The 14,780-nt window shown below is 74.6% G+C and carries 11 protein-coding genes and 3 tRNA genes; 9 read left to right on the top strand and 5 right to left on the bottom strand.

Annotated elements, in window-relative coordinates:
* Nucleotides 1-4 precede the first annotated feature (4 nt).
* The gene (locus KVS67_RS09180) at nt 5-847 is read left to right on the top strand and encodes a hypothetical protein (RefSeq protein WP_002858066.1); all 843 of its coding nucleotides are present in this window, start codon (nt 5-7) and stop codon (nt 845-847) included.
* A 25-nt stretch (nt 848-872) separates the two neighbouring features.
* On the opposite strand, the gene KVS67_RS09175 is transcribed toward KVS67_RS09180, so the two are convergent.
* A complete protein-coding gene (locus KVS67_RS09175) occupies nt 873-1,169 on the bottom strand; it encodes a DUF2516 family protein (protein WP_036384680.1) in 297 nt (98 codons plus the stop codon).
* An 81-nt stretch (nt 1,170-1,250) separates the two neighbouring features.
* Here KVS67_RS09175 and tmk point away from each other — a divergent pair, with 81 nt between their 5' ends.
* A complete protein-coding gene (tmk, locus tag KVS67_RS09170; RefSeq protein ID WP_002858064.1) occupies nt 1,251-1,910 on the top strand; it encodes a dTMP kinase in 660 nt (219 codons plus the stop codon).
* Nucleotides 1,907-3,097: a DNA polymerase III subunit delta' gene (locus KVS67_RS09165; RefSeq protein ID WP_036384674.1), complete on the top strand. Its 1,191-nt coding sequence runs from the start codon at nt 1,907-1,909 to the stop codon at nt 3,095-3,097. Before tmk ends, KVS67_RS09165 begins: the two co-directional genes overlap by 4 nt.
* A gap of 29 nt (nt 3,098-3,126) precedes the next feature.
* Here KVS67_RS09165 and KVS67_RS09160 read toward each other — a convergent pair whose 3' ends face one another.
* Nucleotides 3,127-3,861, bottom strand: a complete 735-nt coding sequence (locus KVS67_RS09160) for an HAD family hydrolase (RefSeq protein ID WP_217565275.1) — start codon at nt 3,859-3,861, stop codon at nt 3,127-3,129.
* Between the two features lie 182 nt (nt 3,862-4,043).
* Here KVS67_RS09160 and KVS67_RS09155 point away from each other — a divergent pair.
* A tRNA-Thr gene (locus KVS67_RS09155) sits at nt 4,044-4,117 on the top strand.
* Between the two features lie 74 nt (nt 4,118-4,191).
* Here KVS67_RS09155 and KVS67_RS09150 read toward each other — a convergent pair.
* On the bottom strand, nt 4,192-4,641 hold the full coding sequence (locus tag KVS67_RS09150; RefSeq protein WP_002858061.1) for a hypothetical protein: 450 nt from the start codon (nt 4,639-4,641) through the stop codon (nt 4,192-4,194).
* Nucleotides 4,638-5,699, bottom strand: a complete 1,062-nt coding sequence (locus KVS67_RS09145; RefSeq protein ID WP_148408588.1) for an NAD(P)H-quinone oxidoreductase — start codon at nt 5,697-5,699, stop codon at nt 4,638-4,640. The genes KVS67_RS09150 and KVS67_RS09145 overlap by 4 nt, the downstream gene beginning before the upstream one ends.
* A gap of 143 nt (nt 5,700-5,842) precedes the next feature.
* Between KVS67_RS09145 and KVS67_RS09140 the strand changes: the two genes are divergently transcribed.
* The 3 genes from KVS67_RS09140 to KVS67_RS09130 all read left to right on the top strand — a co-directional run bounded on the left by KVS67_RS09140 (nt 5,843) and on the right by KVS67_RS09130 (nt 11,115).
* Nucleotides 5,843-5,930, top strand: a tRNA-Ser gene (locus KVS67_RS09140).
* Between the two features lie 142 nt (nt 5,931-6,072).
* Nucleotides 6,073-8,337, top strand: coding sequence for a bifunctional UDP-sugar hydrolase/5'-nucleotidase (locus KVS67_RS09135; protein ID WP_217565274.1), 2,265 nt, complete (start codon nt 6,073-6,075; stop codon nt 8,335-8,337).
* A 27-nt stretch (nt 8,338-8,364) separates the two neighbouring features.
* Complete coding sequence (locus KVS67_RS09130; RefSeq protein WP_170748208.1) at nt 8,365-11,115, top strand: ExeM/NucH family extracellular endonuclease; 2,751 nt, start codon at nt 8,365-8,367, stop codon at nt 11,113-11,115.
* Between the two features lie 83 nt (nt 11,116-11,198).
* Here the strand turns inward: KVS67_RS09130 and KVS67_RS09125 are convergent, their stop codons facing one another.
* Nucleotides 11,199-13,154 carry an FAD/NAD(P)-binding domain-containing protein gene (locus KVS67_RS09125; protein WP_101967261.1) on the bottom strand — a complete coding sequence of 652 codons (1,956 nt, stop codon included), beginning with the start codon at nt 13,152-13,154 and terminating at the stop codon, nt 11,199-11,201.
* A gap of 291 nt (nt 13,155-13,445) precedes the next feature.
* On the opposite strand from KVS67_RS09125, the gene KVS67_RS09120 reads away from it, so the two are divergent.
* Together KVS67_RS09120 and KVS67_RS09115 are read left to right on the top strand one after the other, a co-directional pair.
* Nucleotides 13,446-14,324 (top strand): PRC and DUF2382 domain-containing protein, encoded by an 879-nt coding sequence (locus tag KVS67_RS09120; RefSeq protein WP_101967260.1) that lies wholly within the window; start codon nt 13,446-13,448, stop codon nt 14,322-14,324.
* A gap of 195 nt (nt 14,325-14,519) precedes the next feature.
* A tRNA-Ser gene (locus tag KVS67_RS09115) sits at nt 14,520-14,611 on the top strand.
* The last annotated feature ends 169 nt before the right edge of the window (nt 14,612-14,780 follow it).

The following is a 14,780-nucleotide window of genomic DNA, read 5'->3' as shown; positions in this document are numbered from 1 at the left end:
GCCCATGGTGGAGAAGGCCCGGCGGCTGCGCGCGCGCACGACGCCCGGCCCCGGCCCCGCCCGGGGACCGCAGGGCCACATCACCCGCGGCACGACGGCGGCGCAGCGGATGCGCCGGGTGGACCGCTGGCTCACGGACGTGCACGGCCCCCTGCTGCGGCGCACTCCCCGCCCGCTGGCCGTGGACCTGGGCTTCGGCGCGGAGCCGGTGACCGCCGTCGAGATGGCCCAGCGGCTGCGCGTGCAGAACCCGGCCCTCGAGCTGGTGGGCCTCGAGATCGACCCCGCTCGGGTGGCCCGGGCGCGGGAGCGGGCCGGCGGCCTGCCGGGGGTCACCTGGGCGGTCGGCGGCTTCGAGCTGCCCGTGCCGCGGCCGCCCACCGTGGTGCGCGCGTTCAACGTGCTGCGCCAGTACCGGGAGGAGGACGTGCCCGCGATCTGGTCCCTGCTGTGCGCGGGGCTCGCCGACGACGGCGTCCTCGTGGAGGGCACCTGCTCCGAGGACGGCCGGCGGGCGGCCTGGGTGGACCTGCGTCGGGACGGGCCCGCGAGCCTGACCGTGGCCCTCCGGCTGGGGTCCTTCGCCCGCCCCTCGGACGTGGCGGCGCGCCTGCCGAAGGTCCTCATCCACCGGCACGTACCCGGCGAGCCCGTCCATCGGCTCCTGGCGGAGGCCGACGCCGCGTGGGCCGCGCACGCCCCGCTCGCGGCCTACGGGACGCGGCAGCGGTGGCTGGCGACGGTCGGCACGCTCCGCGCGGCGGGCTGGCCCGTGCTGGGCGGCCCGCACCAGTGGCGGCGCGGGGAGCTGAGCGTGCGCTGGGCGGCGGTGGCGCCGTCGTCATGAGGGCGGCGCCGACGGCGCGGGACCCTCAGCGGCGCAGGGCCGGGCCCATGTCCTGGCGGGGGCCGGCGAGGTAGACGCACGCCACGCACGCGGCCACGAGGCCGAACATGCCCATCCCGCCGCCGGCGAGCACGCCGAGGAGCCCGACGACGGCGGCGACGCCGGTGAGGATCAGCCAGAAGCTCCTGTCCCGGCCCCCGATGCGGGCGAAGTCGTCGGGGCGGCGCCGGACGACGTCCACCAGCGCCCAGACCTCGAGCCCGAGCGCGGCGATCGCCAGGACGCGGAACAGCCAGTGGTCGACGAGCAGGGCGAAGTGCATGGGGGCGCTCATGCCGGTCAGTCTAGGCGGTCGGCCCGGCCGGGTTCCCTCCCCGTCCGGGGCGGCGTCTAGGCTCGAGGCGTGAGCACCCAGACCGAGCATCGCGGCCTGTTCGTCGCCGTCGAGGGACCGGACGGATCCGGCAAGTCCACCCAGGCCCGCGCCCTGACCGAGGCCCTGCGCGCCGCGGGCCACGAGGTGGTGCTCACGCGCGAGCCCGGCGGCTCGGACCTGGGCGAGACGCTGCGAGAGCTGCTGCTGGACCCCGGGCACGCCCCCGTGGACCCCCGCACCGAGGCGCTGCTGTTCGCCGCGGCCCGGTCCGCCCACGCCGTCCGCACGCTGCGCCCCGCGCTGGCCCGGGGCGCCGTCGTCGTCACGGACCGGTATGTGGACTCGTCCGTGGCCTACCAGGGCGCGGCGCGCGGGCTGGGCGAGGCGCGGATCGCCGCCCTGAACGAGTGGGCCACGGACGGCCTCGTCCCCGATCTGACGGTGCTGATCGACGTGGACGCGGCCACCGCCGCGGACCGGCGTGACCGGCGCGCGGCGGGGGGCGAGGGCACCCCCGACCGCATGGAGCGGGAGACGGCGGACCGGCACGAGGCCCTGCGCGCCGCCTTCCTCGCGCGCGCGGCGGCCGCGCCCGAGCGGTACCTCGTGCTCGACGGCGCGCTGCCGCCGCAGGAGCTCACCGCCCGCGCGCTGGCCCGCGTCACCGCCCAGGCGGCCGACCGATGACGGCCCCCGCCCCCGCCGTGTTCGCGGACCTCGCGGGCCAGGAGGCCGCGGTGGCCCAGCTGCGCCGCGCCGCGGCCGAGGACCGTCCCACCCACGCCTGGATGTTCACGGGCCCGCCCGGCTCCGGCCGGTCGACGGCGGCGCGTGCGTTCGCCGCGGCCCTGCAGTGCGAGGTCGCGGACCCGGCGGCGCGCGGCTGCGGCGAGTGCCACGCGTGCCGCACCGTCCTCGGCGGCACCCACCCGGACGTGACCGTGCTGGCCACCGAGGCGGTGAGCTATCGGATCGAGGACGTCCGCGCCCTCGTGGAGGCCGGCCAGTCCACCCCCGCCACCGGGCGCTGGCGGATCTTCCTCATGGAGGACGCGGACCGCATGACGGAGCGCGCCACGAACGTGCTCCTCAAGGCCATCGAGGAGCCGCCGGCCCGCACGATCTGGATGCTGTGCACCCCGTCCCCCGCGGACGTGCTCCCCACCGTCCGCTCCCGCTGCCGGCTGATCACGCTGAGCATCCCCGCCGTGGAGCAGGTGGCGGAGCTGCTGCACCGCCGCGACGGGCTGGACCGCGAGACGGCGCTCACCACCGCCCGGATCTCCCAGTCGCACGTGGGCATGGCCCGCCGCCTCGCGCGGGACCCGGAGGCCCTCGAACGCCGCGAGCGCATCCTCTCCCTGCCGCTCCAGGCCACCGCCGTCTCCGACGCGATGGCCCTGGCCGCCACGTTGGCCGAGGTGTCCAAGGCCGAGGCCGAGTCCGCCGCCGAAGCCCGGGACGCCGAGGAGCTCGAGGCACTGCGCCGCTCCCTGGGCCTCGAGCCCGGCGAGCCCGTCCCGCCCAAGCTCCGCCACCACGTCAAACGGCTCGAGGAGGACCAGACCCGCCGGCGGCGCCGCGCCGTCCGGGACTCGCTGGACCGGGCCATGATCGACGTCATGGGCCTGTTCCGGGACGTGCTGCGCGTGCAGCTGGGGGCCGACGGCGAGCTCATCAACGAGCACCGTCGGGACGAGATCGAGGCGTACGCCCGCGGCACCGCCGGCGACTCGGCCGAGGTGCTCGCCCGGATCGACGCCGTCACCACGGCCCGGGAGCGCATCGCCGCCAACGTGCCGGAGCAGCTGGCCCTCGAAGCCATGATGCTGGCGCTGCTGCCCCGCCGGGTGCGCACCCCGCGACGTCGCTGAGCGGCCGCGCGGGGCGGGCCGGCGCCGGCTCAGCGGGTGCGGACCACCAGGTCCGGCACGTCGGCCAGGCCCGGCACCACCCGGTCCGCGCCCGCCGCCAGCAGGACGTCGTCCGCGTCGCGACCCGTGCGCACGCCGACCACGAGTCCGGCCCCCGCGCGGCGCCCGGCCGTCATGTCCTCCGCGGTGTCCCCGACCACGAGGACGCTGCGGACGTCGTCGTGGTCGAGACCGAGCAGGGCGGTGAGGATCATGTCCGGGTAGGGGACGCCGCGGCCGGCGTCGTCCGGGGAGAGGCTGAGATCCGCCAGGCCCATCCACCCCAGCGACTCGAGGATCATGTTCTGGGTGTGGCGGGCGTAGCCGGTGCAGAGGCACACGTGCAGGCCGAGGGCGCGCAGGCGGACGAGCGCCTCCTCCGCACCCGGGACGGCCTGGACGCCGTGCTCGGCCAGCAGCGCGTCGAAGGTCGCCTCGAACGTGCGGGTCGCCGCCGCGGCCACCGCCCGGTCGGCGAACACGCGGGGGAACACGGCCGTGCGCGAGGTGGGCCGGAGCGCACGGAACCGCCGCGCGGCGTCGTCGTGCTCCGGGGTGCCCGCCGGGACGCCGTGCTGGTCCAACGTGCGGGCGAACGCCGTGTCCTGGAGCCCGTGCTCCACGATGGACGTGCCGGACATGTCCACCACGGCCAGGCGGAGGGGCGCGGCTGACGAGGCCGCGGCGGGGGGTGCCGGGGTGCGAGGGGCGTGGGGCAGGCTCATGCGTCTCCCGTCGACGGTGTGTGCCCACCAGGGAACCGTCCTCGTCTGGCCGCGGCATGGCCTGGGGGTGAACACCCGCGGAAGGGGCGGGCCACACCCGGTGGCCCGCGCACCCGGCCGCGCGGTGGAATCGGGGCCGCGAAACCGGTATGCTCGTCAGCCGTGGCCGTTCACGGTCACGTGCCTCCTTAGCTCAGCTGGCCAGAGCAGCTCCCTCGTAAAGAGCAGGTCGCCGGTTCGAATCCGGCAGGGGGCTCCCCCGGACCCCGCCGCGTGATCACGCGGCGGGGTCCTCTCGTCTCCGGGCCGGCCCTCCGGGGCGCGCCGCCGTCAGAGCCCGGCTCCCAGCTCCTCCGCCCGGTCCAGGTGGCCGAGGGTGCGTTCGGCGTGCCGGCCGACCGACTCCGCCGAACCCTGACCGAGCCGGTACAGGGCGAGGGCCTGGGCGGTGGCGGCCAGCTCGTGCGCGGCGCGGGAGAGCTCACGGTGGACGTCGGCGGCCTCGGCCGGGATGTGCTCGCCGTCGCCCTCGTGGTCCCGGTGCAGGCGGACGCACAGGGCGCGGACCGCGGGGAGCCGTTCCGTGAGGACGTTGCCGGCGTGGACCACGCCGTTGCGCTCCTCGGGGCTCAGCACGTCCGTGCCCCGCTGGCCCTCCAGCACCTGCCAGTAGCGGTCCAGGGCCCGGCCGAGTCGGTCGTGGGCACGGCGCCACAGCCCCGTGCCGAGCTCGCGGTCGTCGGCACGCTCCTGACGGAAGCGTGCGAAGGGCCCCCTCATGCGCGGTCGCCGGACGGCCGGCGCGCGTCGGCGGGGTCGGTGACGAGCACGACCTTGCCCGTGCGGGTGGCGGAGTCGAACCAGTCGAACGCCTCGGCGGCCTCGGCGAGCGGGAAGCACGCCCCGACGCTCGCGTCGATGCGGCCCGCCGCTACCAGGGGCCACACGGCACGTTCGGCCGCGGCCACGATCCCGGCCTTGTCCACGACCGAGCGGGAGCGGAGCGTCGCCCCCGTGAGCCAGCCGCGCTTGACCACCAGCTTCATGATGTTGAAGTCCTCCGGGACGGCGCCGCCCTGGACCGCGAGCGTCACGATGCGTCCCTCGGGGGCGAGCGCGGACACGTTGGGCGCCAGGTACGGGGCGCCGACGACGTCGAGGATGACGTCCGCGCCGTGGCCGTCCGTGACCTCCTTGACCCACGGGGCGAAGGCACCGGACTCGGCGGCGCGGTGGTCGAACATGTGCTCGGCGCCCAGCCGCCGACCGAGCGCCACCTTCTCCGGGCCGCCGGCGGTGCCCAGCACCCGTGCACCGAGCGCGGCGAGGAACTGGACGGCGAAGGAGCCGATGCCGCCGGTGGCGCCGTGCACGAGCACCCGGTCCCCGGCCTGCACGCCCGCACGGCCCACGAGCGCCGAGTGCACCGTGCAGGCGACCTCCGGCAGGGCCGCCGCCTCGACGAGGCCGACGCCGTCGGGGACGGCCATGAGCTGGCCCGTCGGCACGGCGACGTACTCGGCGAAGCCGCCGCCGGCCAGGAGCGCGCACACCCGGTCACCGACGGCGAACCGCCCCTCACCCGGCATCCCGGCCTCGGGTCCCAGCGCCGCCACGGTGCCGGAGACCTCGAGTCCGGGGATCTCGGAGGCGCCGCGCGGCGGCGGATAGCGGCCCTCGCGCTGCGCGATGTCCGCGCGGTTGAGACCCGCGGTGGCCACGTGCACCAGCACCTCGCCCGGGCCGGGGTCCGGCACGGGCTCGTGGCCCACGCGGACGACGCCGTTGTCGCCGGCGCCGGTGAATCGCACGGCGCGCATCTGTGCGGGGACGTCCATGGGGGTCTCCTCCTCTGGTCGGGGGTCGAGGGTCGAGGGTCCATCCTCGCGCGCGGGGGCCGGACTCGCCACCGGTCGCCCGCCGGGCCACGGGCTAGAGTGGGTCCTCGACGCGGCGGCCCACGCCGTCGCGGTCAGGCCCGGGATGGTTGTCCGAGCGGCCGAAGGAGCCGGTCTTGAAAACCGGTGCGCGGTGACCCCGTGCCGAGGGTTCGAATCCCTCACCATCCGCGTGCACACGACGAGAGGCGGCGGGCCGGACGGCCCGCCGCCTCTCGTTCACCTGGAGGCCACCTGGATGTGATGGACTCCGCGCGTCACCCCGCCGTCCACCGGCGGCGCACCTCTGTCATCACGCATCCCGGGGAGAGCCATGCCCAGCCTGTGCCGCCGCCGTGCCGTCACCACGGCCGCCTGCACCGTCCTCGTCCTCGCGCCCGCGAGCGCGGCGCCCGCCCTCGCCGTCGAGACGGCCGCCGCGGACGAGACCACCATCTCGATCCTGTCCTTCAACGACTTCCACGGCGCGCTGTCCGCGGACTACATCGGCACGCAGTTCGCGGACACCGTGGAGGACTACCGCACCGCGTTCGAGGCCGAGCACGGCGCCGGCTCCACGCTGCTGACCAGCGCCGGCGACCTGATCGGCGGCTCGAAGTCCGTGTCCAACGTGCAGCAGGACAACCCGACGATCGACGTGATGAACGCGCTCGGCCTGGCCTCGCTGACCGCCGGCAACCACGAGTTCGACAAGGGCCTGGACGACCTGCAGGGCCGCGTGGAGCCCCGGGCCCAGTTCCCGGTGCTCTCCGCCAACCTGGTGGACCCGACGAGCAAGGAGCCCGTCCTCACCTCGCACGCCGTCTTCGACGTCGACGGCGTGCGCGTCGCGGTCATCGGCGCCTCCCCCAACGAGCTGTACGCGACCACCACCGGCGCGGGCCTGAAGGGCAACGAGGTCCTCGACGAGGTCGCCGCCGTGAACGCGGTCGCGGACGAGCTGGAGGCCCAGGACGCCGCCGACGTGATCGTGGCCTCGTACCACGACGGCGCCGCCGGCGCGGGCGAGCTGGCCGCCGAGCGGGCGGCCCGGGCCGAGTTCGACCGCATCGTCGGCGAGACCTCCTCCGCCGTGGACCTCATCTTCAACGCCCACACCCACCAGCTCTACCAGTACGACACCACGGCCGGCGGCGCCCACCGCCCCGTGATCCAGGCGGGCGCCTCCGGCAGCCACCTGGCCGCCGTCGAGCTGACCGTGGGCGCCGACGGCGAGGTCACCGGGCTCACCCCGCGCCTGCTGGCCCGGTCCACGCAGGCCCCCGCCGAGGCCGCCGCGGAATCCCCCGTCACCGCCCAGGTGTACGCGATCGAGCAGGAGGCCGTCGCGGTCTTCGAGGACCTGCAGGGCGAGGTCGTGGCCGACCTGTCCGCCTCCATCACCACCGACTACCAGAAGCTCATCGACGCCGGCGGCTCCTGGAAGGCCGGCGGCACGCGCGCCGCCGAGACCACCCTGGGCACCTGGGTGGGCGACGCCGTCAAGCACGCCGCCGAGCAGGCGAACCCCGAGGTGGACCTCGGCGTGACCAACCCCGGCGGCCTGCGCTCCGAGCTGCTGACGGACCGCTTCACCGACGGCGGCGCGTTCCCGGCCAAGCCGGCCGACCTCGTCGGTCGCCTCACCCTGGGCGAGCTGCTCGACATGGCGCCGTTCGGCAACACCATCACCTACTTCGACATCCCGGGCTCCTCCATCAAGCTGGCCCTCGAGGAGAACTGGCGGAACGACGTGCGCAAGTTCACCCTCGGCTGGTCCGAGGAGCTGACCTGGACCTACGACGAGTCCCGCCCGCAGGGGGACAAGGTGACCGGCGTGTGGATCGACGGCGAGCCGCTCCAGGCGGACCGCATGTACACGGTGGCCAGCCAGTCGTTCCTGGCCGACGACACCTGGACGACGCTCGGGGACCCGACCAAGGCCCCCGACGGCTACACCGCCTTCGCGACCGGCCGCCAGGACTTCGTGAACATGGGCCTGTTGGACTCCCAGGCGATCACGGACTACGCCCGCGCCCAGGACGCGGCCCACGGCGCCGTCGCCCCGGACTTCGGCAAGAACGGCGTGCCGGTCACCGACGCCCCCGCCTCGGTCGAGGCCGGGCAGGCCGTCGGCCTGACCCTCGGGGACCTCGTGGTGGACTCCGACGGCGCCCCCGCGGCGACCGCGGTCGACGTCGCCTTCCGCACGGCCGACGGCACCGAGACCGCCCTGGGCACCGTGGCCGTCCCCGCGGGCTCCGAGACCGTCACGCTCTCCGGGATCACCGCCCCCGCCGCGGCGGGCACGGGCGAGCTCGTGATGACCGTGCGCTACGCCGACGGCAGCACGACCGTGGTGCGCCATGCCCTCGAGGTCACCGCGGCCCCGTCCCCCACCGAGCCGGAGCAGCCCGCCCCGACCCACCCGGGCAAGGGTCATGGCAAGGGCCATGACAAGGGCGCCGACCACCCGGGCAAGGGCCGCGTGAAGGGCGAGGACCACCCGGGCAAGGGCCGCGGCGTGCAGCGCGGCGCCGCCACGCACCCCGTCTTCTCCGCCCAGGCCTGGCTGACCGCCGCGGGCCTGCCGCGCTGACCCATCGAGAACGAGACCGAGGACGACATGACCCCCCTGCCCCGCTTCGCCGCGCGCACCGCGGTGACCACCGCCGCCCTGGCCCTGCTCGCCCCCGCCGTGGCCCTGCCCTCCCAGGCCAGCCCGGCCGGCGACTCCCTCGTCATCAACGAGGCATACACCAACGGCGGCTCCGCGAACGCCGTGTACACCCACAAGTTCGTGGAGCTCTACAACCCCACCGACCAGCCGATCAACCTCGACGGCTGGTCCTTGCAGTACCGCTCCGCCGCCGGCACGGCCGCGACCCAGGGCACGGTCGCGCTGTCCGGCACGGTGCCCGCGAAGGGCCACTTCCTGGTCTCCGGCGGCTCCAACGGCACCGCGGGCGCGGCCCTGCCGCAGGCGGACCTCGTGGCCGGCGGGGCGTTCAACCCCGCGGGCACCAAGGGCACGATCGTGCTCGCGCGCCAGGCGGGCACCGTGACGGACCTGCCGGTCGGCTCCGTGGTGACCGGCCAGGTGCCGGGCGTCGCGGACGTGCTCGGCTACGGAGCCACGAACACCTTCGAAACAGCGGCTGCCGGCGCCCCCTCGGCCAACTCGGACCCGAAGTCCCTCACCCGCACGAACGGCGTGGACACGGACGACAACAGCGCCGACTTCACCGTCACCGGCCAGGTCACCCCGACCAACGCCGCCGCCACCGGCGGCGAGCCGACCCCGGAGCCCGAGCCGCAGCCGACCCCGTCCGAGCGGATCACCATCGCCCAGCTCCAGGGCACCGGCACGGCCACCCCGTACGCCGGGCGCCAGGTGACCACCACCGGCGTCGTCACCGCCGTGTACTCCACGGGCGGCTACGACGGCTACTACATCCAGACCGCCGGCACCGGCGGCGACACCCCCGACGCCACCCCGGGCGCCTCCGACGGCGTGTTCGTGTACTCGCCGGACACGGTCGGCTCCGTGACGCTCGGCGACCACGTCCAGGTCACGGGCGAAGCGGCCGAGCACTACGGCCTCACGCAGATCAAGGTCGCCGCCGACGGCGTGCTGCCGGTCGCCGAGCCCGGCGCCGTGGCCCCCACGCCGGTGGAGTTCCCGCTGGAGGAGGCCGACCGTGAGGCGCTCGAGGGCATGGTCCTCGCCCCGCAGGGCGACTGGACGGTCACGGACAACTACTCCCTCAACCAGTACGGCTCCCTCGGCGTCGTCCCCGGCACGAAGCCGCTGGACAATCCGACGTCGGTGGCCCGGCCCGGCGCCGAGGCGCAGGCCGTCGCGGCCGCCAACGCGCAGCAGCTGATCGTGCTCGACGACGGGGCCTCCACGAACTTCATGCGCTCGCCGGGCAACCAGAACCCGCTGCCGTACCTGGACGCGGACCAGCCGGTGCGCGTGGGCGCGGGCCTGGAGTTCAGCACCGGAGTCATCCTCGACTGGCGCTTCGACGCGTGGTCCTTCCAGCCGCTGGGCCACCTCACCGATGCCACGGCGGCCGCCGTCCAGCCCGTGACGATCGAGGACACCCGCCCGGCCGAGGCCGCCCCCGAGGCGGTCGGCGGCAACGTCACCGTCGGCAGCTTCAACGTGCTCAACTACTTCACGACCCTGGGCCAGGACGTGGCCGGCTGCGGCGCCTACCGCGACCGCGCCGGCACCCCCGTCACCACGAACGGCTGCCTGCCGCGCGGCGCCTACACCCCCGAGGCGTTCGCCCGCCAGCAGGAGAAGATCGCGGCCGCGATCAACGGCCTCGGCACCTCGGTGGTCGCGCTCGAGGAGATCGAGAACTCCGAGAAGTTCGGCCTCGACCGGGACCACGCGCTGGCCCACCTCGTGGAGGCCCTCAACGCGCAGGCGGGCGAGCAGCGCTGGGCCTACGTGGCCTCCCCGTCCGCCCGTCCCGCGCTCGCGGACGAGGACGTCATCCGCTCCGCGTTCATCTACCAGCCGGCCGAGGTCACCCCGCTGGGCGAGTCGGTGATCCTGGACGACCAGACGAACTTCGACAACGCCCGCGAGCCGATGGCGCAGCTGTTCCGCGCCGCCGACGGCACGGCCGAGGGGGCGGCCGGCACCGAGTTCGTGGCGATCACCAACCACTTCAAGTCCAAGGGCGGCTCCGGTGCGACCGGGGACAACGTGGACTCCGGCGATGGCCAGGGCGCGTACAACGCGGACCGCGTGGGCCAGGCCGAGGCCCTCGTGGCCTTCGCCGAGCGCATGAAGGCCGAGACCGGCACCGACCGCGTCCTGCTCATGGGCGACTTCAACGCCTACGAGAAGGAGGACCCGATCCGCGTGCTCGAGGCGGCCGGGTACGTCTCCCAGGGTGCGCTCACGGGCGAGTACTCCTACGCGTTCGGCGGCGCCGTCGGCAGCCTGGACGGGATCTACGCCTCGCCGTCCGCGGCCGCGGCGATCACCGGCCAGGACATCTGGATGATCAACGCGAACGAATCCGTGGCCCTGGAGTACTCGCGCCACAACTACGTGGCCGAGGACCTGTACTCCGCGGACCAGTGGCGGTCCTCGGACCACAACCCGATCCTGGTGGGCCTCCAGCTCGACGCGCCCGTGACCGAGCCGACCCCGGAGCCGGAGCCGGAACCCACCCCGGGTGAGACCTGCGACGGTGTGACCGATCCGCGCGGCGTGCCCGGCAAGCCCGCGAACTCCGTGCGCGAGTGGCTGCGCTGCATCGGCGCGACCCCGGGCCACGGCGGCGACCACCCGGGCAAGGGCCACGGCGGTGACCACCCGGGCAAGGGCCGCGGGCCGGTCCGTCCCTGACGGGGCGCGGGGCGCCGCACCCGGCATGACGACGGCGGGGCCGTCCGGGATCCACCCGGGCGGCCCCGCCGTCGTCGTGGGGTTCAGCCGGCGAGCACGGCCGCCGCGGCGGCGTCGGCGTCGGCGAGGAAGAGGGCACGTCCGGCCGGATCGGCCCCGGCCTCGGCCGCGATCGCGGTGCCCCACTGCACGCCCGAGAGCTGCAGGCCCAGCACGAACACGTGCGCGTGGACCGTGCCGTCCGCGGCCCGCAGCCGGTACGGGCGGGCCGTGACGTCGAAGCCGGTGGCGGGCACGCGCACACCCTCCTCGTCCTCCCACGTCCCGGCCGCGGCGACACCGTCCGCCAGCATCTGACGGACCAGCGGGGAGGCGGCGGCCTGCACGCGGTTGGGCGGCATCATGGCCTCCACCAGCCAGGCCCCCTCGACGACGGCGGGCTCCAGCGAGTCCTGCGCTCCTACCTGGGGGCTGCGGGCCGTGAAGCCGTGGTCCTCGGCCTCGACCACGGGCGCGGGGCCGGCCCAGGTGAGCAGGCCGGCCCGGTGCACCGCGAGCATCTGCTCGACGCGCCACAGGGGCGGGCCGGAGGCGAGGCCCTCGACCAGCGGCTCGAACCAGCCCTGGACGTCCCGGATGCGGGAGGCCTCGGCGATCCGGCCCTCGGCGATCCACGCCTTGATCCGCAGTCGGCCGGCATGGAGCGCGCCGACGGCCATCATGAACGGGGACTCCTCCCCGAGGGCGGCCTCCACGCAGGCCTGCTCCATGAGGTCCGCGACGGCCCGCTGATAGTCCTCATGGGAGGCGAACACGGCGTCCTCGAACGGGGACCCATAGGCCAGGATGTCGAGGAAGCGGCGCCCGGGGGCGTACCGCTGGAGGAGCTCCTCGGCGTGCGCGGAGGTCACGGGGGCGCCGCGGCCGGCCTCCTCGAGCTGGCCGACGAGCTCCCCGAGGAACCGGCGCGCCTCGACGGGCCCGCCAAGGATCTCGGGCTGGGCCCGGACGAGCGTGGCGTAGTAGTGCCGGACCACGTCGCGGTGCAGCAGCGGCCAGAGGTGCTCGGCGAGGTCCAGGGCCCCGTGCCGGGCGGTGAGGGCGTCCACGGCGGCGTCGGAGAGGTAGCTGAGGGTGACGCCGCGGGGCACGAAGGCGTCCACCTCGGCCTTGGGCAGGTACGGGATGCCGCGGCGGGACATCAGGTGCAGGCGCGGCTCGTCCCCCGTCGGCTCGTACCGCAGGGCCCGGCCGGGTCCGTCGCCGGTGCGGCGGTACACCCCGCCCCGGCCCTGGGTGAGCTGGGCCAGCAGGTCGAACGCGTTCAGGCCCATGCCCCGCACGAGGACGTCCGCCCCAGCCTCCACGGTCTCCCAGTCCACGTCCGAGGGGATCTGCGGGCCCTGGTAGTGCAGCTCGTCCCGGCCCCGCGCGGCGGCGGCCATCCGCATCTGGCCGGGGCTGAGCTCCGCAGGCTGATGGCCCAGGCAGAGCACGACGGCGTCCGCGTCGAGCACGGAGACCGAGCCGTCGGCGTCCCGCAGCTCCAGGCGGGCGCCGCCGTCGGGCCGGGGGTGCAGGGCGGTGGCCTCCGCGCGGTGCTCGATGACCTCGGCGACTTCGGGACGGGCGCGCAGCCCGGCGACGACGTCCTTGTACAGATGCCGGAGGTAGCGCCCGTAGACCGCACGGGCCGGGTACTGGTGGCGGCGCACGCCGAGGCTGGCCTCCGGGTGCACGCGTCGCCACTGGTCGAAGGTCTGGGCGGCGGTGGAGGGGCGCAGACCGGGGTTGTCGGCGGCGCACGCGGTCGGGAAGAACGCGGGGGTGTTCATGAGGTACAGCTCGGACTGGTCCGTGCGCCACACCCGCCCCGGCCCGGGGGGATAGGGGTCCACGACGTCGATGCGCAGCCGCCGGGGGTGCGCGTCCGGGGCCGCGCCCTCGAGTCGGGCGAGGATCCGCTCCAGCAGCATGACGCCGCGGGGGCCGGCTCCCACCACTGCGAGGCGGCGATCGGCCACCAGGGGCTCGGACATGGGGCCTCCACTCTCCTCGGGATCGTTTTCACGCCTGCGGCGCGCGTATTCCACACATTATCGGTGGCCGTCAAGGGTCGCGGACCGCATGCGCCACACTCCCACCGATCCCCCAGGGTCCGGAGCGGGCCCGGACGAAGAATCCGCGGAATCACGCGGATCACACCGAGATTCTGGGAGAAGTCTTGGAATTTGGAATCTGGGGGGCCGATGGTTGACGCCACTCGGGCCCATGGGGAATTGTGAATGAGCGTAAGGCAACAAAACACCAATTCAGAAGGAGAATTCCTCATGGACCGCAACGCTCTCGACCAGCTGCAGAACTCCACCGTCTTCGCCACCGACGGCGACAAGATCGGCTCTGTCGGTCAGGTTTACCTCGACGACGTCACCAACGAGCCCACCTTCATCACGGTGAAGACCGGCCTGTTCGGCGCCCGCGAGACCTTCGTCCCGCTGCAGCAGGCCCAGATCACCGCCGACGGCATCACGGTGCCCTTCGAGAAGTCCTTCGTGAAGGACGCCCCGAACGTGGACGCGGACGGCTCGCTGACCCCCGAGGAGGAGCAGCGCATCTACGAGTACTACTCCATGGAGTACTCCGCCGCGGATCACGACGGCGACGTGCGTCGTGACGACGTGCGCACCGACGCCGGCGCCGCTGGCGTGGCCGGCACCGCGGGTGTGGCCGGCGTGGCCGACCGCCGCGACGAGGCCGTCGTGGACGGCGACCGCCGCGACGTGACCGACCGCGATCGCCGCGACGTGACCGACGCCGACTCCGTCGTCGTCAAGGACGAGCACCTGAACGTCGGCACCGAGCGCCGCGCCTCCGGCCGCGTCCGTCTGCGCAAGCAGGCCTACACCACCACCGAGACCGTCGAGGTGCCCGTCACCCGCGAGGAGGTCGTGGTGGAGCGCGAGTCCGTCGACCCGAACTCCGCCGAGGCCCGCACCGCCGGCCGCGACGGCGACGTCGAGGTGACCACCTACGAGGAGACCCCGGTCGTCAACAAGACCGTGGACGCCGAGAAGGTCTCTCTGGGCAAGCGCCAGGTGCAGGACACCGAGACGGTGACCGAGGAGGTCCGCCACGAGGACGTCAAGGTCGACGGCGACGCCACCGATCGCGACCTCGACGGCCGCAACGACCGCAAGGATCGCATCTGATCTGAACGGACGCGTCGGCCTCAGGCCGGACGGCTGACAGATCACGCGGGGCCCCGGATCGATCGATCCGGGGCCCGCTCGTGCGCGATGGTGGTCCGACCGTGAGCACGGCGCTCCTTTGCCCTGCCCTGGCCTGGCGCGCTAAGCTGGACCGGTCTGACCGCGCGTCGCCCCGTGCGAGGCGCGCCGGACGGAGGAGACGTGCCAGAGCGGCCGAATGGACTTCACTGCTAATGAAGGGCTCGGCGAAAGTCGGGCCGGGGGTTCAAATCCCCCCGTCTCCGCCAGAGAGGGCCGGAATCCACGCGATTCCGGCCCTCTTCGCGTCTGTACGCGGGGACCTGACATACCGACCGGCTGGTGACTAGTTGTAAGAGGGCATGACGTTGTTGACTCGGGCCGGGGCCAACGAGGCCGGAGGGGCGTCCCCGCAGGAGGTATGAGGCCGATGGTAGT

The sequence above is a fragment of the Micrococcus sp. GbtcB5 genome (assembly GCF_019091605.1).
Classification (GTDB): Bacteria; Actinomycetota; Actinomycetes; order Actinomycetales; family Micrococcaceae; genus Micrococcus; species Micrococcus luteus.
The sequence above is the reverse complement of the archived record's forward strand: the minus strand, read 5'-3'. Positions and strand labels throughout refer to the sequence as shown.